Source organism: Streptomyces sp. NPDC127097, from assembly GCF_042724075.1.
Lineage (GTDB): Bacteria > Actinomycetota > Actinomycetes > Streptomycetales > Streptomycetaceae > Streptomyces.
Window position 1 is genome coordinate 165,207 of sequence record NZ_JBHXFI010000008.1, and the last position, 24,193, is coordinate 189,399.

Here is a 24,193-nt window from a genome sequence, read left to right on the forward strand (position 1 = left end):
GTTTTCTACTGCGGGGGGGGGTACTGTATGAGCTGCCCCCCCGATTCCGGGGGGGGGCCTTCTCGTGTCAACTGCCGCTTCCGAAGAGCCGGTTGGACTCCGCCGGCCCGGAGCGGACACCCCGCTGCGCGCTCGGCCGGCTCCTGCGGTCACTTCCCCTCTTGCCGGTCACTTCCCCTCTTGCCGGTCACTTCCCCTCTTGCCGGTCACTTCCCCTCTTGCTGGGCCGCTCCCCCCTTGCGCCTTCCATTGGGCAGTGCCACTATCTAAGTATGGATAGCGAAGCTATCCGGTGTCGGAAGGGGGCTGCCATGGGCGGCAAGCCGGTGCAGGGACGGATGACGGCGGACGGTGGCCGGGAGGTGGTGGTCTTCCTCATCGGGATGCGCTTCAACAGCTGGCGTGCGGTGCGCAGTTGGCTGCCGGTGTTCCTGGCCATGCCGCGCATGATCAAGGAGCTGGCCCGGGATCCGGACAGCGGGATGATCGGGTACCGGCTGCTGCCCGGACTGCCGAGGCACTTCGCCGTCCTCCAGTACTGGGACTCGAAGGAGAAGCTGTTCGCGTACGCCGCGGATCAGGGCGGCGAGCACCGGCCGGCCTGGGCGGCGTTCAACCGGCGGGTGCGGGAGGGGCGGAACAAGGTCGGCTTCTGGCACGAGACCTATGTCGTCCCGGCGGGCTCGTACGAGAGCATCTACCTCAATATGCCGTCGTACGGGCTGGGGGAGGCCCTGGGGACGGTGCCGGTCGGCCGCCGCGGGGAGCGGGCCGCGGACCGGATGGCGGCCTGAGTGCCCGGGGCGGCCCGTGCTGACGCATGGGCCGCCCCGTCGGCATCGTGACCGCGACCGGCCACCCCTCCTGCCGCGCAGCCGGGTGCTCAGCCGGTGCGCGGTCTTTTTTCGGCGTAGTGACCGCAGTCGACAGCGGCCCCTGCCCCGGCCCGCTCCGCAGCCGGGTGCTCAGCCGGTGCGCCGCAGGCCCTCGGAGAGGCGGGCCGCCGCGTCGATGACCGCCTGGGCGTGCATCCGGCCCGGGTGGCGGGTCAGCCGCTCGATCGGACCGGAGACCGATACGGCGGCCACCACGCGGTTCGAGGGGCCGCGTACGGGGGCGGAGACCGAGGCCACGCCCGGCTCCCGCTCGCCGATCGACTGGGCCCAGCCCCGGCGCCGTACGCCGGACAGCGCGGTGGCCGTGAAGCGCGCGCCCTGGAGGCCGCGGTGCAGCCGCTCGGGCTCCTCCCAGGCCATCAGGATCTGGGCGGCCGAGCCGGCCTTCATGGGGAGCGTGGAGCCGACCGGGACGGTGTCCCGCAGTCCGGACAGCCGCTCCGCCGCCGCCACACAGATCCGCATATCGCCCTGCCGGCGATAGAGCTGGGCGCTCTCGCCGGTCACATCGCGCAGGTGGGTGAGTACCGGACCCGCCGTGGCCAGCAGGCGGTCCTCACCGGCCGCCGCGGCCAGCTCGGACAGCCGCGGGCCCAGGATGAACCGGCCCTGCATGTCCCTCGCCACCATCCGGTGGTGTTCCAGTGCCACGGCCAGCCGGTGGGCCGTGGGTCGTGCGAGCCCTGTCGCCGCGACCAGCCCGGCGAGGGTGGCCGGACCGGACTCCAGGGCACTCAAAACCAGAGCTGCCTTGTCGAGAACGCCGACGCCGCTAGAGTTGTCCATGCAACGATACTCGCGTCTCACACTGTGAAACGCAAGTTCAATTTTCCAGGGAAGTCGTCAGTCTGTAGGTGTGGCCCTCGACCAGGGCCCGGCGTAAGGCCCGGCAAGGGGATTTCTGCGGGCATCGCGCACGGACGAGAAAGGCCGGCAATGCGGCCGGTCGGAGGGAAAGCGATGGGACGGACACTCGCGGAAAAGGTCTGGGACGACCATGTCGTCCGGCGCGCGGAAGGCGAGCCCGACCTCCTCTTCATCGATCTGCACCTGCTGCACGAGGTCACCAGCCCGCAGGCGTTCGACGGCCTCCGGAAGGCCGGCCGCCAGGTGCGCCGGACGGACCTGACCATCGCCACCGAGGATCACAACACCCCGACCCTCGACATCGACAAGCCGATCGCCGACCCGGTCTCGCGCACCCAGCTGGAGACGCTGCGCAAGAACTGTGCGGAGTTCGGGGTCCGGCTGCACCCGCTGGGCGATGTCGAGCAGGGCGTTGTCCACGTCGTGGGACCGCAGTTGGGACTGACCCAGCCCGGCACCACCGTGGTCTGCGGTGACAGCCACACCTCCACCCACGGAGCCTTCGGCGCGCTGGCGTTCGGCATCGGCACCAGCCAGGTCGAGCATGTGCTGGCCACCCAGACGCTGCCGCTGGCCCCCTTCAAGACCATGGCGATCACCGTCGACGGTGAGCTGCCCGACGGCGTCACCGCCAAGGACCTGATCCTGGCGATCATCGCCCGGATCGGCACCGGCGGCGGCCAGGGCTACGTCCTGGAATACCGCGGTTCGGCCATCGAGAAGCTGTCGATGGAAGCCCGGATGACCATCTGCAACATGTCGATCGAGGCGGGCGCCCGGGCCGGCATGATCGCGCCGGACGCGACCACCTTCGACTACCTGCGAGGCCGTGACCACGCCCCGCAGGGCGAGGACTGGGACGCCGCGGTCGAGTACTGGAAGACGCTGCGCACCGACGACGACGCGGTCTTCGACGCCGAGGTGCACATCGACGCTTCCGCGCTCGCGCCGTTCGTCACCTGGGGCACCAACCCCGGCCAGGGCGCGCCGCTTTCGGCGAGCGTCCCCGACCCGGCTTCGTACGAGGACGCCTCGGAGCGCTTCGCCGCCAAAAAGGCCCTGGAGTACATGGGTTTGACGGCGGGTCAGCCGCTGCGGGACATCAAGGTGGACACCGTCTTCGTAGGTTCGTGCACCAACGGCCGTATCGAGGACCTGCGCTCCGCGGCCGGGATCCTGGAAGGCCGCAAGGTCGCCGACGGCGTACGGATGCTGATCGTCCCCGGCTCGGTCCGGGTCTCCCTGGAGGCCGTCGCCGAGGGGCTGGACAAGGTCTTCACCGCGGCGGGCGCCGAATGGCGGCACGCGGGCTGCTCGATGTGCCTGGGTATGAACCCCGACCAGCTGGCGCCCGGTGAGCGCTCCGCGTCCACCTCCAACCGCAACTTCGAGGGCCGGCAGGGCAAGGGCGGGCGTACGCACCTGGTCTCGCCGCAGGTCGCCGCCGCAACGGCGGTTCTCGGCCATCTGGCCTCACCGGCCGACCTGGCCTCAACGGCCGGCCCGTCCCACGTCGCCACGCCCGCGGGAGTCTGAACCATGGAAGCTTTCACCACCCACACCGGCCGGGCCGTCCCGCTGCGCCGCAGCAACGTGGACACCGACCAGATCATCCCGGCCCACTGGCTGAAGAAGGTCACCCGCGACGGCTTCGAGGACGGGCTCTTCGAGGCATGGCGCAAGGACCCGCAGTTCGTCCTCAACCAGGAGCGGTACAAGGGCGCCACGGTGCTGGTCGCCGGCCCCGACTTCGGTACCGGCTCCTCGCGTGAGCACGCCGTCTGGGCGCTTCAGAACTACGGCTTCAAGGCCGTCATCTCCTCGCGGTTCGCGGACATCTTCCGTGGCAACTCCCTCAAGAACGGGCTGCTGACGGTGGTGCTGCCGCAGGAGACCGTCGACCGGCTCCAGACGCTGCTGGAGAACGATCCGGCCGCCGAGGTGACGGTGGACCTGGTCGGCCGGCAGGTGCGCGCCGAGGGCGTCACCGCGGACTTCGAGCTGGACGAGAACGCCCGTTGGCGCCTGCTGGAGGGGCTGGACGACATCAGCCTCACCCTTCGGGAGGAGTCGTCCATCGTGGAGTACGAGGCGAACCGGCCGTCGTTCAAGCCGCGTACCATCGAGGTCTGACCTCGGGTTTTATGGCTCAAAGCTATATTGCGTACGATGCGCCCCCTGTGCAGTTGGCAGGGGGCGCATCGTCGTGTCGAGGCGGCTGTTGAGGCCCCGTGAAGCGACAACTCGCCGCAGATGGCACAATTAGCGCATGGAACGCGACGACCAACTCGAGCTCTACGGTCTCGTCGCCGACCGGCTCAAGGACGCACATACAAGAGTGCGGACACTGCAAGTCCCGGAGGGCGTACGGATGGCGCTGACCCGGAAGCTGCTCGTCATCACGGCCGCGGCTAAACACGATCTTGCGGACGCGGCAAGGCGTCTGGAGTGCTTCATGGCTGACCTCGACGAAGGTCGTTATCCCGAAGATGTGCACGCGGACGGAAGTCCGTGAAGGTCGAGTTCGTTGCGGCACAAGGGTGATTAGCCCGTTTCGTGTTTGATTTGCGGTATATATCTGCCTAACGTGCGAAAAAGCTTGGAAACTTTCGTTCCAGCAATGTCTCCGAAGGGGAAGACGTGAACAAGGCGCAGCTCGTAGAAGCCATTGCCGACAAGCTCGGCGGCCGCCAGAACGCCGCGGACGCCGTGGACGCCGTACTGGACGCAATCGTCCGTTCAGTTGTCTCCGGCGACCGCGTTTCGGTCACCGGATTCGGCTCGTTCGAGAAGGTTGACCGCCCGGCCCGCTACGCCCGCAACCCGCAGACGGGTGAGCGCGTGCGGGTCAAGAAGACCTCGGTGCCGCGCTTCCGCGCCGGTCAGGGCTTCAAGGACCTGGTGAGCGGCTCGAAGAAGCTCCCCAAGGGTGGCGAGGTCTCCGTCAAGAAGGCGCCCAAGGGCAGCCTCACCGGCGGTGCCGCCATCAAGAAGGCCGCCGCGAAGAAGGCCACCGCCAAGAAGGCCGCCGCCAAGAAGACGACGGCGAAGAAGGCAGCGGCGAAGAAGACCACCGCGGCGAAGAAGACCACCGCGAAGAAGACGACGGCGAAGAAGGCTCCCGCCACGAAGGCCGCCGCCAAGAAGACCACGGCGAAGAAGACCACCGCGAAGAAGGCGACGGCGAAGAAGACCGCCCCCGCGAAGAAGGCGACGGCGAAGAAGGCCCCCGCGAAGAAGGCCACGGCACGCAAGACCACCGCCAAGAAGACCACCGCCCGTAAGCGGTAATTCGGCAGCGGCGATGCCACGCGTGGGGCCGGTCTCCCTTCGGGGAGCCCGGCCCGCGGTGTGTCCGGCGCCGTCCGGGGGGCCGCAGCTCCCTTCCCACCGCCGTACGGGCGGCCGGAGGGGCCCGGGGCCTCCTCGTCTAGGCTCTCTCCCATGCAGGCCACCGCGTATACGTACGACTCCGAGACCCGCTCCGGCAGTGTGCTGCTGGACGACGGCACCCCGCTGCCCTTCGACGCGGCGGCCTTCGACGCCGGCGGTCTGCTGCTGCTGCGGCCCGGTCAGCGGGTCCGGATCGACCTCACCGGCGAAGGGGACGACCGCAGGATCGTCCTGATCACGCTCCAGACGCTCTGACCTGCGGCGGCGGCAGCCGCTTCGACCCCTCCGGCGCGGCCGCCCCGGCCATGATCCGTGGCGCCTGGAGCGCCGTGTGCGGGCCCACTCCCAGCGCCAGCGCGGCCCGCAGATCCTCGCCGGTGTCCACGTCCCGGCGTACCGACGGCGCCTGCGGCCCGGTGATCTCCTGCGCTCCGGACGCCAGGTGACGGGCCCGCGACGCGCCTCCGAATGCCGGTTCCAATTCCCGGCCGGAAGTCGCGGTCAGAAGTGTTGTCCCGATATCCGCCGCATCCGCGAGAAATGCACGGGGAAATAGCGAAGCGGAATGGAGCACCAGTTCCAGCTCGGCGGGGCGCAGGGCCGGCAGATCGGCGTTCAGCGCGGCGACCGGCGCGCCCGGACGACGCGCCCGGACCGCGCCCGCTCCATGGGCCAGCGCCGCGTTGAGCCCGCGGGCCGGTGTGTCGGGCACGATCCGCGCGCCCAGCGCCGCCAGCCGCTCAGCGGCCAGCCGGTCATCCGTGACAACCGCCACATCCCGGACGTTCTCGCAGGCCAGTGCCGCTGTCACGGTGTCCAGGGCGAACGCCAGGGCCAGCCGGGGCCGGAACTCCTCGCCCGCGGCCCGGGAGAGCCTGCTCTTGGCCCGCGCCAGCGGCTTCAGCGGCACCACCAGGCTCCAGCCCACATCCGCTCCGTCTCGTCGCATCGGCGTCATTCTCACCTGCCGCCGCCGCTCTCCGGGAGCGTCGGGGTTACGGTGTTCTCGACATAGCGGGTACCTGGGGCGACACTTGTGCGGCTGCCGGCCCGCAGCAGCTTCGCAGGTCCCCACAAGGAGGGTGTCCCAGTGTCCCGCCGCAGAATCGGCTTCTGGTACCGCTTGGCCGCGGTCATCTGCAAACCGCCGCTCCTGGTTCTGTTCAAGCGGGACTGGCAGGGAATGGAGCACATTCCGGCCGACGGCGGATTTATCACCGCGGTCAACCACAACTCGTATCTCGATCCGCTCTCCTATGCGCACTATCAGTACAACACCGGGCGGGTCCCCCGATTCCTCGCCAAGGCCGGACTCTTCAGGAGCGGCTTTGTCGGCCTGATGATGCGCGGCACCGGACAGATCCCCGTCTACCGGGAAACCACCGACGCCGCCAACGCGTTCCGCGCCGCCGTCACCGCCATCGAGAAGGGCGAATGCGTCGCCTTCTACCCCGAGGGCACCCTCACCCGCGACCCCGACCTGTGGCCCATGCAGGGCAAGACGGGTGCCGCGCGGGTGGCGCTGCTGACGAAGGCGCCGGTCATTCCCGTCGCGCAGTGGGGCGCCAACGACGCGATGCCGCCGTACGCCAAGGAGAAGAAGCTCCAGCTCTTCCCGCGCAAGACGCTGCGGGTGCAGGCGGGGCCGCCGGTCGACCTGAGCGCGTTCTACGACCGGGAACCGACCGCCGAGGTGCTGCGGGCCGCGACCGACGTCATCATGACCGCGATCACCGAGCAGCTGGCCGTCGTCCGTGGTGAGCCCGCGCCGGCCGAACCGTACGACTGGCGCAAGGCGATCGCCCGGGAGCGCCGCGCCGCCCGGGAAGCCGCCAAGGCCACCCAGGGCGCCGGAGCGGCCCACACCCCCGCCGAACCGGCCGCCGCCACCGAACCGGCCGTCGGCCCGCAGCAGGCCCGAAGCACCCAGCAGGCACAGGAGGATGAAAGCAAGTGACGCGCTGCGCCGTCTACGGCACGGGGTCCTGGGGCACCGCCTTCGCGATGGTGCTCGCCGACGCGGGATGCGAGGTGACCCTGTGGGGGCGCCGCGCGGCCCTGGTCGACGCCATCAACAGCGGCCGTACGAACCCCGACTACCTGCCGGGGGTCGAGCTGCCCGCGTCCGTACGGGCCACCACCGACCCGGCGGAAGCGGCGCGCGGTGCGGAGTTCGCCGTGCTGGCCGTCCCCGCCCAGACGCTGCGCGGCAATCTCGCCGAATGGGCGCCCCTGCTGCCCGCCGACACGGTCCTGGTCTCCCTGATGAAGGGCGTCGAACTGGGCACGGCCAAGCGCATGAGCGAGGTCATCGAGGAGGTCGCCAAGGTGCCCGCGGAGCGGGTCGCGGTGCTGACCGGCCCCAACCTCGCCAAGGAGGTCGCCGCCCGGCAGCCCGCCACCGCGGTCGTGGCCTGCGCCGACGAGGCGGTCGCCCGGCGCTTCCAGGCCGCCTGCCACACCTCGTACTTCCGCCCGTACACCAACACCGATGTGGTGGGCTGTGAACTGGGCGGCGCGGTCAAGAACGTCATCGCGCTCGCCGTCGGCATCGCCACCGGTATGGGCCTGGGCGACAACGCCAAGGCATCCCTGATCACCCGCGGTCTCGCCGAGACCACCCGGCTCGGCCTGGCCATGGGCGCCGACGCGCACACCTTCGCCGGCCTGGCCGGTATGGGCGACCTGGTCGCCACCTGCTCCTCGCCGCTGTCGCGCAACAACACCTTCGGCACCAACCTCGGCCGGGGCATGACGCTCCAGGAGACCATCGCGGTCACCAAGCAGACCGCCGAGGGCGTCAAGTCCTGCGAATCCGTGCTGGATCTGGCCCGCAGGCACGGGGTCGACATGCCGCTCACCGAGACGGTCGTGGAGATCGTCCACGAGGGCAAGCCGCCGATGGTCGCCCTCAAGGACCTGATGTCGCGCAGCGCCAAGTCCGAGCGGCACTGAAAACGATACGGAATGTGGTGGTCCGGCGCCGTTCGCCCGGGACCGGTCACCCACGGTGCCCGGGCGCGACGCCACCAACGGCCGCCGCAGCACTGACTCCGTGCCGGTCAGCAGGTACCCTCAACCCGATATGAGCAGCGAGACCTCCCACCACAAGCCCCGCGTCGCCGTCGTGTTCGGCGGCCGCAGCTCCGAGCACGCCATCTCCGTGCTCACGGCCGGCGCCGTGCTGCGCGCCATCGACCGCGAGAAGTACGACGTGCTGCCCATCGGCATCACCACGGACGGCCGCTGGGCGCTGACCGCCGACGACCCCGAGCGGATGGCCATCGCGGACCGGCAGCTGCCCACCGTGGCCGCGCTCGCCGAGTCCGCCGAGGGCGCCGTGGTGCTCCCGGTCGACCCGACCAACCGCGAGGTCGTCTACAGCGAGCCGGGCTCGGTGCCCAAGGCGCTCGGCGAGGTCGACGTCGTCTTCCCCGTCCTGCACGGCCCCTACGGGGAGGACGGCACCCTCCAGGGGCTGCTGGAGCTCTCCGGGGTGCCCTACGTCGGTTCGGGCGTGCTCGCCTCCGCCGTCGGCCAGGACAAGGACTACATGAAGCGGGTGTTCACCTCCTTCGGGCTGCCGGTCGGCCCGTACGAGGTCATCCGCCCGCGGGAGTGGGAAAAGGATCCGGCGGCCGCCCGCCGGAAGATCGTGGACTTCGCCGCGGAACACGGCTGGCCGCTCTTCGTGAAGCCCGCGCGGGCCGGCTCGTCCATGGGCATCACCAAGGTCGACGACCTCGGCGGCCTGGACGAGGCGATCGAGGAGGCCCGCCGGCACGACCCCAAGATCCTCGTCGAGTCGCTGCTGCGCGGCCGCGAGATCGAGTGCGGGGTGCTGGAGTTCGAGGACGGCCCGTGGGCCAGCGTGCCGGCCGAGATCCCGCCGGTCACCGCGCACGACTTCTACGACTTCGAGGCCAAGTACATCGACTCGGCCGACGGGATCGTGCCGGCGCCGCTGACCGCCGAGCAGACCGCGAAGGTCCAGGAACTGGCGGTCGCCGCCTTCGACGCGGCGTCCTGCGAGGGCCTGGTGCGCGCGGACTTCTTCCTCCAGGACAACGGCGAGTTCGTGATCAACGAGATCAACACGCTGCCCGGATTCACGCCCATCTCGATGTACCCGCGGATGTGGCAGGAGAGCGGGGTGAGCTACCCGGAGCTGATCGACCGGCTGCTCCAGGCCGCGCTGCACCGCTCCACGGGGCTGCGCTGAGCCACGCCGGTTCCCGGGGCCGGTCCCGGCCCGCCCCGGCGGACCGGCGCCGGAACCCTAGACCCCTGCGGGAACGGACTTCTTCACGGCGCCCGCGAGGTCGGTGAGCACATCGACCTCGGGGGCGTACTCCCCGGGCACGGTCACCTCGACATACGCCTTGCGCAGCACGGTCGTGAAGCGGTAGCCGTCATCCTGCTTCTCGAAGAGCCAATCGACGCCATTGACTTCCGCCGCGTCGGCGTTGGGGTTGTAATGTTCACTCCCGTACGTCAGGACGTCGGGCTTCGGCACCCCGCAGCGCAGTTTCACGGCAGGATCGCCCCACATGGCAGTGAAGTCGGAGTCGGGCTCGGCATCCCCCCGCTCCAGCCCGTCCACGGTCCGCGGCAACTTCTCGTGGAGCGCCGTGCAGTACCGCGCCGCCGCACCCGTGGGGGAGGGCACGGCCACGTCCGCGGAGGGGGAGCAGCTCACCGCGGCGAACAGCACGGCGAGCGCGGGCAGGGTCAGGTGCCGACGGCGCGCAGAGATCACCCGGCCGAGGATACGGGGAGCTAGAGATGCACGACCGGGCAGGTAAGGGTGCGGGTGATGCCTTCCACTTGCTGGACCTTCGCGACCACCATGCGGCCCAGCTCGTCGACGGTGCCGGCCTCGGCGCGCACGATGACGTCATAGGGCCCGGTCACGTCCTCGGCCTGAAGTACGCCTTGGATCTTGGAGATCACCTCAGCTACCGCCGAGGCCTTGCCGACCTCGGTCTGGATCAGGATGTAGGCCTGTACCACGGAACCTCCAGGGCGGCTACGAGGATCATGTGGGAAGAAGGGACGCCACGGTACCGCGTCACCGTGCGGAGCGGGGAGACCCGCGCGGTGAACTCGGCAAGTGCGGCACAGTCGTCAGCCACGTACGGACCGTCCGTACACATGGGAAGGGCAACAGCATGAAGGGCACCGTGGGCGAGCTGGGGGAGTTCGGGCTGATCAGGGAGCTCACCTCCCGGCTCACCACCACTCCGGCCGTACGGATCGGGCCGGGTGACGACGCCGCGGTGGTCACCGCGCCGGACCGGAGGGTGGTCGCCAGCACCGACATCCTCCTGGAAGGCCGGCACTTCAGGCGCGACTGGTCCACCGCCTACGACGTCGGCCGCAAGGCCGCCGCGCAGAACCTCGCCGACATCGCGGCGATGGGCGCGGTGCCCACCGCGATCCTGCTCGGCCTGGTCGTCCCCGCGGACCTCCCCGCGACCTGGCCGACCGAGCTGATGGACGGGCTGCGCGACGAGTGCCAGGTGGCGGGCGCCGCGGTGGTCGGCGGGGACGTCGTACGCGGCGAGACCATCACCGTCGCCATCACCGCGCTCGGCGATCTGCGCAACCAGGAGCCGGTCACCCGGGCCGGTGCCCAGCCCGGCGACGTGGTCGCGGTGACCGGCTGGCTCGGCTGGTCCGCCGCCGGGCACGCCGTCCTCTCCCGCGGCTTCCGCTCGCCGCGCGCCTTCGTGGAGGCCCACCGCCGCCCCGAGCCGCCGTACCACGCGGGCCCGGCGGCGGCCGGACTCGGCGCCACCGCCATGACCGACGTCAGCGACGGGCTGGTCGCCGACCTCGGGCACATCGCCGAGGCCAGCAAGGTCCGGATCGATCTGCGGTCCGCGGGGATCGACATCCCCACGCAGATGTCCGACATCGGCACCGCGGTCGGCGTGGACCCGATGCAGTGGGTGCTCAACGGCGGTGAGGATCACGCGATCGTGGCCACCTTCCCGCCCGATGTGAAGCTGCCCGCCCGGTGGAAGGTCATCGGCGAGGTGCTCCACCCCTCCGCGCTGCCCCAGGTGACGGTGGACGGCGCCCCGTGGGTGAAGGCCGGCTGGGACCACTTCGGCGACAACGGGGACGCCGACTAGCTCCGTGCGGGCCGCCGACCGGTTCCGTGCCGGGTACGGGCGGCCCCTTACGGGCGCCCGCAGGACCGCGGGGTGCCGCCGAGTAGATTCGGCGGTATGCACATACCTCCACGCGTCCTGACCGTCGCCGGCTCCGACTCCGGCGGCGGCGCGGGCATCCAGGCCGACCTGAAGACGATGCTGGCGCTCGGCACCCACGGCATGAGCGTGGTCACCGCCGTCACCGCGCAGAACTCCCTGGGCGTGCAGGGCACGTGGGAGCTGCCCGCCGAGGCCGTACGGGCCCAGTTCCACAGTGTCGTCGACGACATCGGCGTGCAGGCGGTGAAGACCGGCATGCTCTCCTCGGCCGAACTCGTCGAAACCGTCGCGGAGCTGCTCGCCGGACTGCGGGTGCCGGTCGTCATCGACCCCGTGGGGGTCTCCAAGCATGGCGATGCGCTGCTCGCCGCCAGCGCGCTGGACGCGGTCCGCGGCGCCCTGTTGCCGACGGCCACCGTCGCCACCCCCAACCTGGACGAGGTCGCCCAGCTGACCGGCGTACGGGTCGAGGAGGAGGCCGATATGCGGCGGGCGGCCGCCGCGATCCTGGACTTCGGGCCGCGCTGGGCGCTCATCAAGGGCGGTCATCTGGCGGCCGGCGACGGGTCCGGCGACAGTGCCGTCGATCTGCTCACCGACGGCACCGAGGAGCACTGGCTGCGCGCGCCGCGCCACGACAACCGGCACACCCACGGCACCGGCTGCACCCTCGCCAGCGCGCTGGCCGCGCAGCTCGCCAAGGGGGACCCCGTCCCGCAGGCCGCCGCGGCGGCGAAGGACTACGTCACCGGCGCCCTCGCGGCCGGCTTCCGGCTCGGCGCGGGGATCGGCCCCGTGGACCACGGCTGGCGCATCCGCGGCGCGCACTGACCTCGCTGCCGGCGGCACGGCCCGGCGCCGCCCCCGTCCCCGGGAACGGCGGAAGCCGGCCCACCGCGAAGGTGGACCGGCTTCACAAGCAACCGGCTGGGCTGCGCTACGGCTTAGACGTCAGCGCGAGACCTTGCCGGCCTTGATGCACGAGGTGCAGGCGTTCAGCTTCTTCGGCGTGCGCCCGATCACTGCACGCACCGTCTGGATGTTGGGGTTCCAACGACGGTTGGTGCGGCGATGCGAGTGCGAGACACTCTTGCCGAAGCCCGGCCCCTTGCCGCAGACGTCGCAGTTGGCAGCCACGGGTCACTCCAAAGACTTCAGATGCACTTACGGTGAAATCCCGACGAGCCGAGTGCATTGCCCGACCGGCACCGTCAGGAGAGGAATGGCCCGATTCTCATCGGGCAACCGGAGCAGCATACAACGACCGCTCCCGTAGAACGAAACTACCACGCACCCCCCGGCCCCCCGCCCCGGCCGCCCTGCCGGAGCGCGGCTACTGTGCGGTGCATCCCGTGACCCAGGAGGACGACGTGCCGTACCCGCTCGACGCCGCCGCGGTCCGCTCCTGGTGCGGGCTGGCACTGGAGGCGCTCGGCCGGGAACGTGAGCGGATCGACGCCATCAACGTCTATCCGGTGGCCGACGGTGACACCGGCACCAACCTCTATCTGACGCTCGAATCGGCCGCCCGCGCGGTCGAGGCCGCCTTCGACGGGCACACCTCGGCGGGCACCGCACCCCGCCTCGCCGATGCGATCGGTGCCATGGCCCACGGTGCGCTCATCGGGGCGCGCGGCAACTCCGGCACGATCGTGGCGCAGCTGCTGCGCGGGATGACCGAGGTGCTGGCGGCCGGCGACGGTTCGGCCGACGCGCTGCGGCAGGCGCTGCGCCGGGCCGCGGCATCGACGTACGAGGCCGTGGCGCACCCCGTGGAGGGCACCGTCCTGACGGTCGCGACCGCCGCCGCCGACGCCGCGGAGCGGTCCGCCGGGGAAGCAGGCGCCGAGGCCGCCGAGGTCGCCCGCGCCGCCCACGAGGGCGCCCGCACCGCGCTCCAGGCCACCCCGGGCCAGCTCGCGGTCCTGCGCCGGGCCGGTGTGGTGGACGCCGGCGGCTGCGGCCTGGTCGCGCTGCTGGGGGCGCTCGCCGACGCGCTGTCCGGGGAGGTCTCGGCGACACCGGTCGCCGTACGGGCCGACGCCCCGCTCCCCGAGGCGGCCGGCTGCGAGGTCGCGGCCCGGGCGGCCGCGGACGGCCGCGGCGGCCCGGAGGGGCCCTCCTTCGAAGTGATCTACCTGCTGGAGGCCGAGGACGCGGCGGTGGCGCGGCTGCGGACCCGGCTCGACGGGCTCGGCGACTCCCTGGTGGTGGTCGGCGGCGACGGCCTGTGGAACGTCCACGTCCATGTCGACGACGCGGGCGCCGCCGTGGAGGCCGGCATCGAGGCGGGCCGCCCCTACCGGGTCCGCATCACGCACTTCGGCGGCGTCCCCCGCGCCAAGGAGCCCGCCATGACGGCGCGGGCCGTGGTCGCCGTGGTAACGGGCGCCGGGCTCGCCGGACTGTGCGCGGAGGCCGGTGCGACACCGGTCGCCGTACGCCCCGGAGAGCCGCCCGCCAGCGGCGAACTGGTGCAGGCGATCCGGCAGGCCCGCGCCCGCGAGGTGATGCTGCTGCCGAACGACGCCGACCTGCGGCACACCGCGGCGGCCGCCGCCGAACAGGCCCGCACCGAAGGCGTACGGGTCGCGCTCATCCCCACCCGCTCCGCCGTGCAGGGCATCGCGGCGCTGGCCGTGCACGAACCGGGCCGCAGCTTCGACGAGGACGTGGTCGCGATGACCGCGGCCGCGGGCGCCACCCGCTACGCCGAGCTGGCCGTCGCCGAGCGGCAGTCGTGGACGATGGCCGGGGTCTGCCAGGCCGGGGACGTGCTCGGCCTGATCGACGGCGATGTCGTGGTGATCGGCTCCGACCTCACCCGTATCGCGACGGCCGTGCTCGACCGGATGCTGTCCGCGGGCGGCGAGATGGTCACCCTGGTCCTCGGCGCGGACGCTCCCGAGGGGCTGGCCGAGCGGCTGGAGCGGCATGTCCGCGCCCGCCATCTCGCCGTGGACACGGTCGTCTACGACGGCGGCCAGCACGCGGCGCCGCTGCTCATCGGCGTGGAGTGAGCGCACCGGACCGGTGAGTGAGCCGCGATTGTCACAGGCGTGGTGTGCAATGGATGCGTGGCAGCGCTCGACGAACCCCTGAAGAAAATCCTCGGTGGCACCACCGCGAAGGTGCTGGCCGAGCATCTCGACCTGCATACGGTCGGCGACCTGTTGCACCACTATCCGCGCCGCTATGCCGAGCGCGGCGAACTGACCCGCCTCGCCGACCTCCCGCTGGACGAGCACGTCACGGTCGTCGCGCAGGTCGCGGACGCCCGGGTGCTGAAGTTCAACGGCGGCCGGGGCCAGCGCCTCGAAGTGACGCTCACCGACGGCAGCGGCCGGCTCCGGCTGGTCTTCTTCGGCAAGGGCATTCACAAGCCCCACAAGGACCTGCTCCCGGGGCGCCGGGCGATGTTCGCCGGCAAGGTGTCGGTCTTCAACCACAAACTCCAGCTCGCGCACCCCGAATACGAGCTCCTCGACCGCACGGCCGACGACGGCGCCGACGCGGTCAGCGCCTTCGCCAACCAGCTCATGCCGATCTACCCGGCCTGCCAGCAGATGGCGTCCTGGAAGATCGCCAAGGCGGTCGACGCGGTGCTGCCCAGTGCGCAGGACGCCGTCGACCCGCTGCCGGAGGCGCTGCGCGACGGCCGGGCACTCGTCCCGCTCACCGAGGCGCTGCTGAAGATCCACCGGCCGGCCACCAAGGCCGATATCGCCGATGCGCGGTCCCGGCTGAAGTGGGACGAGGCGTTCGTCCTCCAGGTCGCACTGGCCCGGCGCCGCCGCGCCGAGACCCAACTCCCCGCCGTGGCGAGGAGGTTGGTCAAGGACGGCATCCTCGACGCGTTCGACGCCAAGCTGCCCTTCACCCTCACCGACGGCCAGCAGAAGGTCAGCCGGGAGATCTTCGACGACCTGGCGACCGAGCACCCCATGCACCGCCTCCTCCAGGGCGAGGTGGGCTCCGGCAAGGCGCAGCCGCTGGACGCCCTGGTGCTGACGCCGCGCGGCTTCCGTCCCATGGGGGAGATGGCCGTCGGCACCGAAGTGGTGGTGCCCAGCGGCGACCTCGCGGTGGTGGACGGGGTCTTCCCGCAGGGGGAGCGGGAGGTGTGGCGGCTGGTGCTGTCCGACGGGAGCACCGTCGAGTGCGATGACGAGCATCTGTGGATCGTCGGCGCCCGCGGTACGGGGGAGCGGGTGCTGACGACCCGCGAGCTGCGGGCGGATCTGCTGGGCGCCGACGGGCGGCCCCAGTGGTCCATCGCGGCGGCCGTGCCGGTGGATCTGGAGGGCGGCGGGCAGCGGCCGCTCGATGCGTACGAGCTGGGCCGGACGCTGGCCGACAACGGGGACCGGGTCCCGGACGCCTACCGCAACGCCCCCCTCAAGGACCGGCTGGCCGTGGTGCAGGGCCTGATGGACGCCGGGGGCCTGCCCGCGGGCGCCGCCGCGGTGTACCGCGCGGCGGCCGCGCCCCTGGCCGGTGACCTCGCCTGGCTGGTGCGTTCCCTGGGCGGCCGGGCCCGGCTCCACCCCGTACGGGACGGCGCGTACGACGTCTCGGTGGCGTTGCCGGCCGCCTGCCCGCCCTTCCGCGACGAGGCCCGTGGGCCTTCCATGCCGTGCGAATCCACCGGCCACCCGGAGGAGGGCGCCGGCTTCCGCCGCACCATCGAGGCCATCGAGCACGTCGGCCGCAAGCCCGTCCAGTGCATCAGCGTCGCGCACCCCGACCACGCCTATGTGACCGACCACTTCACCGTCACGCACAACACCATGGTCGCGCTGCGCGCCATGCTCGGTGTGGTCGACAGCGGCGGCCAGGCCGCGATGCTGGCGCCCACCGAGGTGCTGGCCCAGCAGCACCACCGTTCGATCACCGAGATGATGGGGGAGCTGGCCGAGGGCGGGATGCTCGGCGGCGCGGAGCGCGGCACCAAGGTGGTGCTGCTGACCGGCTCCATGGGCGCCGCCGCCCGCCGCCAGGCGCTGCTCGACCTGGTCACCGGCGAGGCCGGCATCGTCGTCGGCACCCATGCCCTGATCGAGGACAAGGTGCAGTTCCACGACCTGGGCCTGGTCGTCGTCGACGAACAGCACCGCTTCGGCGTCGAGCAGCGGGACGCCCTGCGCGGCAAGGGCAAGCAGCCCCCGCATCTGCTGGTGATGACGGCGACCCCCATTCCGCGCACGGTCGCCATGACCGTCTTCGGCGATCTGGAGACCTCCGTCCTGGACCAGCTCCCCGCCGGACGCTCGCCGATCGCCAGCCATGTGGTGCCCGCCAAGGACAAGCCGCATTTCCTGGCGCGCGCCTGGGAGCGGGTCCGCGAAGAGGTGGCGGCCGGGCACCAGGGCTATGTGGTCTGCCCCCGGATCGGCGACGAGGAGGACCCGCCCAAGGGGACGAAGAAGGGCGCGTCCGGTTCCAAGGGCGCGGCGGCCAAGGCGAGTTCACCGGAGGACGTGGCGGAGAAGCGGCCGCCGCTCGCGGTGCTCGACATCGCCGACCAGCTCACCACGGGCCCGCTCGACGGCCTGCGGGTGGCGGTGCTGCACGGCCGGATGGCGCCGGACGACAAGGACGACGTGATGCGCCGGTTCGCGGCCGGCGAGCTGGATGTGCTGGTCGCGACGACCGTCATCGAGGTCGGGGTGAACGTCCCGAACGCCACCGCCATGGTGATCATGGACGCGGACCGCTTCGGCGTCTCCCAGCTGCACCAGCTGCGCGGCCGGGTCGGCCGTGGCGCGGCCCCCGGCCTGTGTCTGCTGGTCAGCGAGATGCCCGAGGCCAGCCCGGCCCGCGCCCGGCTCGCCGCCGTGGCCGGCACCCTCGACGGCTTCGAACTCTCCCGTATCGACCTGGAACAGCGCCGCGAGGGCGATGTCCTCGGCCAGGCGCAGTCCGGCGTCCGCTCCTCGCTGCGGATGCTCGCGGTCATCGACGACGAGGAAGTGATCGCCGCCGCCCGTGACGAGGCCACCGAACTCGTCGCCGCCGACCCCGAGCTGGCCGGATATCCGGAGCTGCGGATCGCCCTGTCCGCCCTGCTGGACGACGAACGGGAGCAGTATCTGGACAAGGGATGAGCACCGCCGCGGCGCAGCGCGGGGCGCGGCGGACGGGTCCGTCGGCCCGCCGCCGGTGAGATCGATCACCGCCCGCCGTGCTCCCCGAAGGCTCCGGCCGGGCATCGGCCGTCGGCTGACGGAATATCGTGGAGGTGCGGAGCCTGCCCGGCTCCCCCTCAGCACACCGACCACGCGCAACGTAAGGACGGGCCCATGACCCGCGTGATCGCCGGTACGGCCGGCGGCCGCCGCCTGGCCGTACCACCGGGAAACGGCACCCGCCCCACCTCCGACAGGGCGCGCGAGGGCATGTTCTCCACCTGGGAGTCGCTCGACGGGCCGCTGGCGGGGGCCCGGGTGCTCGATCTGTACGGCGGTTCCGGCGCGGTCGGCCTGGAGGCGCTCTCGCGCGGTGCCGCGCACGTCCTGCTGGTCGAGGCCGATGCCCGCGCCGTGCGCACGATCCGGGACAACGTCCGTACGGTCGGCCTCCCCGGCGTCGAGGTCCGGGCCGGCAAGGCCGAGCAGACCGCCGCCGCACCGCCCCCGGGCGAGCCGTACGACCTCGTCTTCCTGGACCCGCCCTACGTGGTCACCGACGCGGAACTCTGCGAGATCCTGCTCACACTCCGTGGTCAGGGCTGGTTTGCGGAGCAGGCACTCGTCACCGTGGAACGCAGCACCAGAGGCGGCACGTTCCCATGGCCGGACGGATTTGAAGCGATCAAGGCCCGTCGCTACGGCGAAGGGACGCTTTGGTACGGTCGCGCCGCTTCGACGTCCGCCGAATCGACGTCAGCAAGCGTGTCATGACCGGATCGGAGAGCGAGGAGACCGAGTTGCGCCGCGCCGTCTGTCCGGGGTCGTTCGACCCCATCACCAACGGGCATCTGGACATCATCGCCCGTGCCTCCAAGCTGTACGACGTGGTCCATGTCGCCGTGATGATCAACCAGTCCAAGCAGGGGCTGTTCACGGTCGACGAGCGGATCGACCTGATCCGCCGGGCCACCGCCGAGTACGGCAACGTGGAGGTCGAAGCCTTCCACGGCCTGCTCGTCGACTTCTGCAAGCAGCGCGACATCCCCGCGATCGTCAAGGGGCTGCGGGCCGTCAGCGACTTCGACTACGAGCTTCAGATGGCCCAGATGAACAACGGCCTGTCCGGCGTGGAGACGCTCTTCGTCCCCACCAACCCGACCTACAGCTTCCTCTCCTCCAGCCTCGTGAAGGAGGTCGCCGCCTGGGGCGGCGATGTCTCCCACCTGGTCCCGCCGTTCGTCCTCGAAGCCCTCACCGAGCGCCTGCGGAAGAAGGGCTGAGCACCCCACCCGGGGCACCGCGCACGATGGCCGGACTGACGGTGCGTCGGCCGGTGTCGGGCGGAGGGCCGGTGGACGTACAGTCGTCCCGTTCCCGTCGTTCAAAACCCTTCAGAGAGTGGCGAGTCCAAGGTGGACGTGCAGAAGAAGCTCGACGACATCGTCGCGACCGTCGGCGGTGCCCGGTCCATGCCCATGTCGGCCTCGTGCGTGGTCAACCGCGCCGAGCTGCTCGCCATGCTGGAAGAGGTGCGCGCGGCGCTGCCGGGCTCCCTCGCACAGGCGCAGGAGCTGCTCGGCGGGCGGGAGCAGATGGTCGAGCAGGCGCGGGCGGAAGCGGAGCGGATCATTGAGACCGCGCACGCCCAGCGCGGCTCGCTGATCTCCGACACCGAGGTCGCCCGGCAGTCCCAGGAGGAGGCCGACCGGATCCTGGCGGAGGCCCGCCGGGAGGCGGAGGAGATCCGCGCCGAGGCCGACGACTACGTCGACAGCAAGCTCGCCAACTTCGAGGTCGTGCTCACCAAGACCATCGGCTCCGTCGACCGCGGCCGCGAGAAGCTGCTCGGCCGCGGCCCGGGGCTCGACGACCAGGGATACCCCGACGAGGACGGCACCCAGGCCCCGGAGCGCAGCGGCGACCCGGAGACCCTCAGGCAGCGTGCCGACGCTTATGTGGACGCCAAGTTCGGGGCGTTCCAGGCCGTGCTGACCAAGACGCTGGAGGCCGTCGGCCGGGGCCGCGACAAGCTCCAGGGCGCCCGTGCGATCGACGAGCTGGCCGTCCATCTGGCGGCGCAGGGCGATCCGCGGTCCGGCCACCCGCAGGCCGACGCCGACTACCTCGCCGGACTGGCGGACATCGCCGCCGAGCAGGCCCCGCAGCCGCCCCAGGCGCCCCCGACGCAACCCCAGCAGCAGCCCCAGACGCAACCCCAGCCGCAGCCCCAGGAGCATCAGCAGCCCCTCCAGCCCCAGCTTCAGCAGCAGGGCTACTACACCGACCCGGCGGCCTACCCGCAGCAGGACGTCTACGGCTATCAGCAGCCGCAGCAGGCGGCGTACGCCCAGGACCCGCAGCAGCAGGCCGCGTACGGCTACGACTGGCAGCAGGCCCAGCAGCAGGCCCAGCAGCAGGCCCAGCAGCAGGGCTACGACCCGCATGCGTATCTCCAGCAGCAGGTGCCCCAGCAGCCCCAGCACGCCCCGCAGGGCCACGCCGCCCAGCCGGGCGCACTGGACGAGACCAGCCTCTTCGACACCAGCATGATCGACCTGGACCAGCTCCGGGCGTACGAGGAGGGGCGCCAGTAGGCGCTCCCGCCCGCGGGACCGGGGGACGGCCGGTAGTGGATTGGGCCTATCGGGGCCCGTCCAGTATCCTGGCTCTTCGGTCGCGCGTATATCCGCGATCTCTGCTGCCCGAATCCCGCACCGCTGGAATACGGGCGGCGCGTAAACCCCGTAGAAAGCAGGAAGCCATCAACGCCCGCCTCGACCACCGTTCCCCTCTCGTGTTCGACACACGCGAGCTGGGGCGGCGTCCCGGTGCGCTCAAGAGGGTCTCCCGCTCCGTCGAGGCTCCCCGGGACCTCGGCAATGAGGTCATCGGCGTGCCCGAGGGCGCCCCGATCGAGCTCGACCTCCGCCTGGAGTCGGTCATGGACGGGGTGCTTGTCACAGGCACCGGCCGTGCAACCGTCAAGGGGGAGTGCGTAAGGTGTCTGGAGCCGCTGGAGCGAGAGCTCGACGCGGACTTCCAGGAGATGTTCACCTACCCCGACGCCGATGCCCGGGTCCATGAGGACGCCGGCGACGACGCCGAGGACGAGGAGGACACCCTCTTCCTCGAGGACGACCTGTTCGACCTCGAACCCGTGCTGCGTGACGCGGTGGTGCTTGCACTGCCGATGCAGCCGGTGTGCCAGGACGACTGCCCGGGCCTGTGCTCCGACTGCGGAGTGCGGCTGGCGGACGACCCGGACCACCACCACGACGCCGTCGACATCCGTTGGGCGGCATTGCAGGGACTCGCCGGGACCGTCAAGGACGGCGAGAAGGACAACATGGGCGGCGCCGAAGCGGGCGTCGACGAGAAGCAGGAGAAGTAGCCGTGGCTGTTCCGAAGCGGAAGATGTCGCGCAGCAACACGCGCCACCGCCGGTCGCAGTGGAAGGCTGCGGTCCCCACCCTGGTGGCGTGCGAGCGCTGCCACGAGCCGAAGCAGCAGCACATCGCGTGCCCGAGCTGCGGCACCTACAACAAGCGCCAGGTCCTCGAGGTCTGAGCGGCTGGTGACAGGCTCCATGTCAGACGCCAACTCGACTTCCCGCAAACGCGGGGATGAACCGACTCCGGCGGACACAGCCTCGTCGCACACGCTTCTGGAAGGGCGGCTCGGGTATCAGCTCGAGTCCGCCCTTCTGGTGCGTGCGCTGACGCACCGCTCGTACGCATACGAGAACGGCGGTCTGCCCACCAACGAGCGGCTCGAATTCCTCGGGGATTCGGTGCTCGGCCTGGTGGTCACGGACACGCTGTACCGCATCCACCCCGATCTCCCGGAAGGCCAGCTGGCCAAGCTCCGGGCCGCGGTGGTCAACTCGCGTGCGCTCGCCGAGGTGGGCCGTGGCCTCGACCTCGGTGCCTTCATCCGCCTCGGACGGGGCGAAGAGGGTACGGGCGGCCGGGACAAGGCATCCATCCTCGCCGACACCCTCGAAGCGGTGATCGGCGCGGTCTATCTCGACCAGGGCCTCGACGCGGCCGGCGAGCTGGTACACCGGCTCTTCGACCCGCTGATCGAGAAGTCCTCCAGTCTGGGCGCGGGCCTGGACTGGAAGACCAGCCTCCAGGAACTCACCGCGACCGAGGGCCTCGGCGTTCCGGAGTACCTGGTCACCGAGACCGGCCCCGATCACGAGAAGACCTTTACTGCTGCCGCCCGCGTCGGTGGTGTCTCGTACGGCACCGGCACCGGCCGCAGCAAGAAGGAAGCCGAGCAGCAGGCGGCCGAGTCCGCGTGGCGTGCGATTCGCGCCGCGGCGGACGAGGCGGCCAAGGCGGCATCCTCGGCTCCGGCCGTCGGCGACGATTCGTCGCCGGCACACTGAAGCACTGATTCTGACCCCGTCCGGGGCGACCGCGCGTCGCTCCGGACGGGGTCAGAGGTCTTTCGCCCCACCGTCGTTCCCAAGGAGCCCTTCGTGCCCGAGCTGCCCGAGGTCGAGGTCGTACGCCGCGGACTGGAGCGCTGGGTCAGCGGCCGCACGATCGATGCCGTCGAGGTGCGGCATCCGCGTGCGATCCGCCGGCACACGGCCGGGGCGGCCGATTTCGCGGCCCGGCTCAAGGGGCTGCGCCTCGGCACGGCCCGCCGGCGCGGCAAGTACCTCTGGGTGCCGGTGACCGGTGGCGGTCCGGCCGCCCAGACCGCGGCGGAGGGCATCTCCCCGATGGTCACGCCGTCCGTCACCCACGGGCTGGCGATCCTCGCCCACCTCGGCATGAGCGGCCAGCTGCTGGTCCAGCCGCAGGACGCCGCCGACGAGAAGCACCTGCGGATCCGGGTCCGCTTCGCCGACGCGCTCGCCACCGAGCTGCGCTTCGTCGACCAGCGCACCTTCGGCGGCCTCTCGCTGCACGACACCGTTCCCGGCGACCCCGACCTGCTGCCCGACGTCATCGCCCATATCGCCCGGGACCCGCTCGATCCCGCCTTCGACGACGCCGCCTTCCACGACGCGCTGCGCCGCCGCCGGACCACCGTCAAGCGCGCGCTGCTCGACCAGACGCTGATCAGCGGCGTCGGCAACATCTACGCGGACGAGGCGCTGTGGCGCAGCAAGCTGCACTACGAGCGGCCGACCGCCACCTTCACCCGGCCGCGCACCGCCGAACTGCTCGGCCACGTACGGGACGTGATGAACGCCGCGCTCGCCGTGGGCGGCACCAGCTTCGACAGCCTCTACGTCAACGTCAACGGTGAGTCCGGCTACTTCGAGCGCTCGCTGGACGCCTACGGCCGCGAGGACGAGCCCTGCCGCCGCTGCGGTACCCCGATCCGCCGCCGCCCCTGGATGAACCGTTCCAGCTACTTCTGCCCCCGCTGCCAGCGGCCGCCGCGCGCCTGAACCCCGGTCCGCGGCCCGTCCGCCGGCTCAGCCGGCGGGGCGCTGCGCGTCGTAGTCCTCGCGGGCCTGCATGACCTGCGGCATCCGGTCCTCCACCAGGTCGATCAGCATCCGCAGCTGCCGGGCGACCTGGTCGCCCAGCGGCGTCAGCGCGTAATCGACCCGGGGCGGGTTGGTCTGCTGTGCCTCGCGGTGCACGAGTCCGTCCCGCTCCAGTGCGTGCAGGGTCTGGGCCAGCATCTTCTCGCTCACCCCGGCCACCCGGCGGCGCAGTTCGTTGAAGCGGAAGGTGCCGTCGAGCAGGGCGCCGAGGGTCAGGCTGCCCCAGCGGTCGGTGATGTGCCGGAGCGCGTCGCGGGACGGGCAGTCGCGCGCGAAGACGTTGTAGGCCAGGTCGTCCGTACAGCCGGGGGTGGGCTCCCCGTCCGTCTCGCCGGTGGTTTCGGTCGCCATGGGCACACCATACCCCTGCACAGCGCTAACCAACGGGTTGCGCTTTCTAAAAGTTAGTGCTTCTCTTTTCCTCATCGCAGCCCGACGTTCCCGGGTGCCGGTCGCCCCGGCATGCCGTGACCCCTGAGGAGAAACCACCGTGACCACGCCTGCTCTGCCCGCCCCCGTCGTCTCGCTCGCCTACCACTCCGGCTTCGGCCACACCGCCGTCCTGGCCGAGGCCGTCCGGGCCGCCGCCGCCGAGGCCGGCGCCACCGTTCACCTGATCAAGGTCGACGAGATCACCGAGGCCCAGTGGGCGCAGCTCGACGCCTCCGACGCGATCGTCTTCGGCTCGCCGACGTACATGGGTACGGCCTCCGGCGCCTTCCACACCTTCGCCGAGGCGAGCGCCAAGCGCTGGGCCACCCGCGCCTGGCAGGACAAGCTCGCCGCCGGCTTCACCAACTCCGCCTCCAAGAGCGGCGACAAGCTGCACACCCTCCAGTTCTTCACGGTGCTCGCCGCCCAGCACGGGATGACCTGGGTCAGCCTCAACCTGCTCCCCGGCTGGAACTCCTCCACCGCGTCCGAGAACGACCTGAACCGGCTGGGCTTCTTCCTGGGCGCCGCCGCCCAGTCCAACAACGACCAGGGCGCCGAGGGCGTCCACAAGGCCGATATCGCCACCGCCGAGCACCTCGGACGGCGGGTCGCCGAGCAGGCCCGCATCGTCGTCGCGGGCCGCGCGGCACTCGCCGGCTGACCGGCACACCGCCGGCCGCGGCCCTCGGGCCCGGTACGCGAAACGCCCGCGCCGCCCCGTGACCGGTCACGGGG

27 protein-coding genes are annotated in these 24,193 nt (G+C 71.4%); 21 read left to right on the forward strand and 6 right to left on the reverse strand.

The window, feature by feature from the left end; genetic code table 11:
• Positions 1 to 311: 311 nt before the first annotated feature.
• Positions 312 to 794 carry a DUF4188 domain-containing protein gene (locus ACFWJW_RS09890; protein WP_387237310.1) on the forward strand — a complete coding sequence of 161 codons (483 nt, stop codon included), beginning with the start codon at positions 312 to 314 and terminating at the stop codon, positions 792 to 794.
• Between the two features lie 171 nt (positions 795 to 965).
• On the opposite strand, the gene ndgR is transcribed toward ACFWJW_RS09890, so the two are convergent.
• Positions 966 to 1,682 (reverse strand): IclR family transcriptional regulator NdgR, encoded by a 717-nt coding sequence (ndgR, locus tag ACFWJW_RS09895; protein ID WP_026169203.1) that lies wholly within the window; start codon positions 1,680 to 1,682, stop codon positions 966 to 968.
• Positions 1,683 to 1,856: 174 nt separating this feature from the next.
• On the opposite strand from ndgR, the gene leuC reads away from it, so the two are divergent.
• The 5 genes from leuC to ACFWJW_RS09920 all read left to right on the forward strand — a co-directional run bounded on the left by leuC (position 1,857) and on the right by ACFWJW_RS09920 (position 5,411).
• Positions 1,857 to 3,299 carry a 3-isopropylmalate dehydratase large subunit gene (leuC, locus tag ACFWJW_RS09900; RefSeq protein ID WP_387237312.1) on the forward strand — a complete coding sequence of 481 codons (1,443 nt, stop codon included), beginning with the start codon at positions 1,857 to 1,859 and terminating at the stop codon, positions 3,297 to 3,299.
• 3 nt (positions 3,300 to 3,302) lie between these two features.
• Entirely contained in the window at positions 3,303 to 3,896 is a 594-nt protein-coding gene (gene leuD, locus ACFWJW_RS09905; protein ID WP_387237315.1) for a 3-isopropylmalate dehydratase small subunit, read from the forward strand.
• A 136-nt stretch (positions 3,897 to 4,032) separates the two neighbouring features.
• On the forward strand, positions 4,033 to 4,278 hold the full coding sequence (locus tag ACFWJW_RS09910; protein ID WP_042149253.1) for a hypothetical protein: 246 nt from the start codon (positions 4,033 to 4,035) through the stop codon (positions 4,276 to 4,278).
• Between the two features lie 125 nt (positions 4,279 to 4,403).
• On the forward strand, positions 4,404 to 5,054 hold the full coding sequence (locus ACFWJW_RS09915; protein WP_042149256.1) for an HU family DNA-binding protein: 651 nt from the start codon (positions 4,404 to 4,406) through the stop codon (positions 5,052 to 5,054).
• 153 nt (positions 5,055 to 5,207) lie between these two features.
• Positions 5,208 to 5,411 carry a hypothetical protein gene (locus tag ACFWJW_RS09920; RefSeq protein WP_387237319.1) on the forward strand — a complete coding sequence of 68 codons (204 nt, stop codon included), beginning with the start codon at positions 5,208 to 5,210 and terminating at the stop codon, positions 5,409 to 5,411.
• Here ACFWJW_RS09920 and cofC read toward each other — a convergent pair.
• On the reverse strand, positions 5,392 to 6,114 hold the full coding sequence (gene cofC, locus ACFWJW_RS09925; RefSeq protein WP_387237322.1) for a 2-phospho-L-lactate guanylyltransferase: 723 nt from the start codon (positions 6,112 to 6,114) through the stop codon (positions 5,392 to 5,394). The two genes, ACFWJW_RS09920 and cofC, sit on opposite strands and share 20 nt — an antisense overlap.
• A gap of 132 nt (positions 6,115 to 6,246) precedes the next feature.
• On the opposite strand from cofC, the gene ACFWJW_RS09930 reads away from it, so the two are divergent.
• The 3 genes from ACFWJW_RS09930 (at position 6,247) to ACFWJW_RS09940 (ending at position 9,378) form a co-directional block, all read left to right on the forward strand.
• Positions 6,247 to 7,113 (forward strand): lysophospholipid acyltransferase family protein, encoded by an 867-nt coding sequence (locus ACFWJW_RS09930; RefSeq protein WP_387237325.1) that lies wholly within the window; start codon positions 6,247 to 6,249, stop codon positions 7,111 to 7,113.
• A complete protein-coding gene (locus ACFWJW_RS09935; RefSeq protein ID WP_042149267.1) occupies positions 7,110 to 8,111 on the forward strand; it encodes an NAD(P)H-dependent glycerol-3-phosphate dehydrogenase in 1,002 nt (333 codons plus the stop codon). Before ACFWJW_RS09930 ends, ACFWJW_RS09935 begins: the two co-directional genes overlap by 4 nt.
• A gap of 130 nt (positions 8,112 to 8,241) precedes the next feature.
• On the forward strand, positions 8,242 to 9,378 hold the full coding sequence (locus tag ACFWJW_RS09940) for a D-alanine--D-alanine ligase family protein (protein WP_387237329.1): 1,137 nt from the start codon (positions 8,242 to 8,244) through the stop codon (positions 9,376 to 9,378).
• A gap of 57 nt (positions 9,379 to 9,435) precedes the next feature.
• Here the strand turns inward: ACFWJW_RS09940 and ACFWJW_RS09945 are convergent, their stop codons facing one another.
• The gene (locus tag ACFWJW_RS09945; RefSeq protein ID WP_387237332.1) at positions 9,436 to 9,915 is read right to left on the reverse strand and encodes a DUF3515 domain-containing protein; all 480 of its coding nucleotides are present in this window, start codon (positions 9,913 to 9,915) and stop codon (positions 9,436 to 9,438) included.
• 20 nt (positions 9,916 to 9,935) lie between these two features.
• Positions 9,936 to 10,169 carry an Lrp/AsnC ligand binding domain-containing protein gene (locus tag ACFWJW_RS09950; protein WP_042149276.1) on the reverse strand — a complete coding sequence of 78 codons (234 nt, stop codon included), beginning with the start codon at positions 10,167 to 10,169 and terminating at the stop codon, positions 9,936 to 9,938.
• Positions 10,170 to 10,327: 158 nt separating this feature from the next.
• On the opposite strand from ACFWJW_RS09950, the gene ACFWJW_RS09955 reads away from it, so the two are divergent.
• Entirely contained in the window at positions 10,328 to 11,296 is a 969-nt protein-coding gene (locus ACFWJW_RS09955) for a thiamine-phosphate kinase (protein WP_387237335.1), read from the forward strand.
• A 96-nt stretch (positions 11,297 to 11,392) separates the two neighbouring features.
• Positions 11,393 to 12,208, forward strand: a complete 816-nt coding sequence (gene thiD, locus ACFWJW_RS09960; protein ID WP_387237338.1) for a bifunctional hydroxymethylpyrimidine kinase/phosphomethylpyrimidine kinase — start codon at positions 11,393 to 11,395, stop codon at positions 12,206 to 12,208.
• Positions 12,209 to 12,328: 120 nt separating this feature from the next.
• Here thiD and rpmB read toward each other — a convergent pair whose 3' ends face one another.
• Positions 12,329 to 12,514 carry a 50S ribosomal protein L28 gene (gene rpmB, locus ACFWJW_RS09965; protein WP_006602870.1) on the reverse strand — a complete coding sequence of 62 codons (186 nt, stop codon included), beginning with the start codon at positions 12,512 to 12,514 and terminating at the stop codon, positions 12,329 to 12,331.
• 233 nt (positions 12,515 to 12,747) lie between these two features.
• Here rpmB and ACFWJW_RS09970 point away from each other — a divergent pair, with 233 nt between their 5' ends.
• From ACFWJW_RS09970 to mutM, 9 genes are all read left to right on the forward strand, one after another.
• Positions 12,748 to 14,397 carry a DAK2 domain-containing protein gene (locus ACFWJW_RS09970; RefSeq protein WP_387237374.1) on the forward strand — a complete coding sequence of 550 codons (1,650 nt, stop codon included), beginning with the start codon at positions 12,748 to 12,750 and terminating at the stop codon, positions 14,395 to 14,397.
• Positions 14,398 to 14,454: 57 nt separating this feature from the next.
• Positions 14,455 to 17,484 (forward strand): helicase-related protein, encoded by a 3,030-nt coding sequence (locus tag ACFWJW_RS09975; RefSeq protein WP_387237342.1) that lies wholly within the window; start codon positions 14,455 to 14,457, stop codon positions 17,482 to 17,484.
• 195 nt (positions 17,485 to 17,679) lie between these two features.
• Positions 17,680 to 18,279: a 16S rRNA (guanine(966)-N(2))-methyltransferase RsmD gene (rsmD, locus tag ACFWJW_RS09980; RefSeq protein WP_387237345.1), complete on the forward strand. Its 600-nt coding sequence runs from the start codon at positions 17,680 to 17,682 to the stop codon at positions 18,277 to 18,279.
• Entirely contained in the window at positions 18,276 to 18,788 is a 513-nt protein-coding gene (gene coaD, locus ACFWJW_RS09985) for a pantetheine-phosphate adenylyltransferase (RefSeq protein WP_042149286.1), read from the forward strand. The genes rsmD and coaD overlap by 4 nt, the downstream gene beginning before the upstream one ends.
• Positions 18,789 to 18,920: 132 nt before the next feature.
• Positions 18,921 to 20,102: an ATP synthase F0 subunit B gene (locus ACFWJW_RS09990; protein ID WP_387237348.1), complete on the forward strand. Its 1,182-nt coding sequence runs from the start codon at positions 18,921 to 18,923 to the stop codon at positions 20,100 to 20,102.
• Between the two features lie 200 nt (positions 20,103 to 20,302).
• Positions 20,303 to 20,899, forward strand: coding sequence for a YceD family protein (locus tag ACFWJW_RS09995; RefSeq protein ID WP_387237351.1), 597 nt, complete (start codon positions 20,303 to 20,305; stop codon positions 20,897 to 20,899).
• A 2-nt stretch (positions 20,900 to 20,901) separates the two neighbouring features.
• Positions 20,902 to 21,075: a 50S ribosomal protein L32 gene (rpmF, locus tag ACFWJW_RS10000; RefSeq protein WP_003951102.1), complete on the forward strand. Its 174-nt coding sequence runs from the start codon at positions 20,902 to 20,904 to the stop codon at positions 21,073 to 21,075.
• A 19-nt stretch (positions 21,076 to 21,094) separates the two neighbouring features.
• Positions 21,095 to 21,901, forward strand: a complete 807-nt coding sequence (gene rnc / locus ACFWJW_RS10005) for a ribonuclease III (protein ID WP_387237354.1) — start codon at positions 21,095 to 21,097, stop codon at positions 21,899 to 21,901.
• A gap of 93 nt (positions 21,902 to 21,994) precedes the next feature.
• Entirely contained in the window at positions 21,995 to 22,921 is a 927-nt protein-coding gene (gene mutM, locus ACFWJW_RS10010) for a bifunctional DNA-formamidopyrimidine glycosylase/DNA-(apurinic or apyrimidinic site) lyase (protein WP_387237357.1), read from the forward strand.
• A gap of 27 nt (positions 22,922 to 22,948) precedes the next feature.
• Here mutM and ACFWJW_RS10015 read toward each other — a convergent pair whose 3' ends face one another.
• Complete coding sequence (locus ACFWJW_RS10015) at positions 22,949 to 23,374, reverse strand: winged helix-turn-helix transcriptional regulator (RefSeq protein WP_387237360.1); 426 nt, start codon at positions 23,372 to 23,374, stop codon at positions 22,949 to 22,951.
• A 154-nt stretch (positions 23,375 to 23,528) separates the two neighbouring features.
• Here ACFWJW_RS10015 and ACFWJW_RS10020 point away from each other — a divergent pair, with 154 nt between their 5' ends.
• Positions 23,529 to 24,119 (forward strand): flavodoxin family protein, encoded by a 591-nt coding sequence (locus ACFWJW_RS10020; RefSeq protein ID WP_387237377.1) that lies wholly within the window; start codon positions 23,529 to 23,531, stop codon positions 24,117 to 24,119.
• Positions 24,120 to 24,193 lie beyond the last annotated feature (74 nt).

What these genes read in the sequence shown, in the direction of transcription:
- cofC (WP_387237322.1), bottom strand. Translation starts at nt 6,114, where the DNA reads ATGACGCCGATGCGACGAGACGGAGCGGATGTGGGCTGGAGCCTGGTG.
- ACFWJW_RS09940 (WP_387237329.1), top strand. Translation starts at nt 8,242, where the DNA reads ATGAGCAGCGAGACCTCCCACCACAAGCCCCGCGTCGCCGTCGTGTTC.
- leuC (WP_387237312.1), top strand. Translation starts at nt 1,857, where the DNA reads ATGGGACGGACACTCGCGGAAAAGGTCTGGGACGACCATGTCGTCCGG.
- ACFWJW_RS10015 (WP_387237360.1), bottom strand. Translation starts at nt 23,374, where the DNA reads ATGGCGACCGAAACCACCGGCGAGACGGACGGGGAGCCCACCCCCGGC.
- ndgR (WP_026169203.1), bottom strand. Translation starts at nt 1,682, where the DNA reads ATGGACAACTCTAGCGGCGTCGGCGTTCTCGACAAGGCAGCTCTGGTT.
- rsmD (WP_387237345.1), top strand. Translation starts at nt 17,680, where the DNA reads ATGACCCGCGTGATCGCCGGTACGGCCGGCGGCCGCCGCCTGGCCGTA.
- ACFWJW_RS09920 (WP_387237319.1), top strand. Translation starts at nt 5,208, where the DNA reads ATGCAGGCCACCGCGTATACGTACGACTCCGAGACCCGCTCCGGCAGT.
- coaD (WP_042149286.1), top strand. Translation starts at nt 18,276, where the DNA reads ATGACCGGATCGGAGAGCGAGGAGACCGAGTTGCGCCGCGCCGTCTGT.
- leuD (WP_387237315.1), top strand. Translation starts at nt 3,303, where the DNA reads ATGGAAGCTTTCACCACCCACACCGGCCGGGCCGTCCCGCTGCGCCGC.
- rnc (WP_387237354.1), top strand. Translation starts at nt 21,095, where the DNA reads ATGTCAGACGCCAACTCGACTTCCCGCAAACGCGGGGATGAACCGACT.
- ACFWJW_RS09955 (WP_387237335.1), top strand. Translation starts at nt 10,328, where the DNA reads ATGAAGGGCACCGTGGGCGAGCTGGGGGAGTTCGGGCTGATCAGGGAG.
- ACFWJW_RS09910 (WP_042149253.1), top strand. Translation starts at nt 4,033, where the DNA reads ATGGAACGCGACGACCAACTCGAGCTCTACGGTCTCGTCGCCGACCGG.
- thiD (WP_387237338.1), top strand. Translation starts at nt 11,393, where the DNA reads ATGCACATACCTCCACGCGTCCTGACCGTCGCCGGCTCCGACTCCGGC.
- ACFWJW_RS09890 (WP_387237310.1), top strand. Translation starts at nt 312, where the DNA reads ATGGGCGGCAAGCCGGTGCAGGGACGGATGACGGCGGACGGTGGCCGG.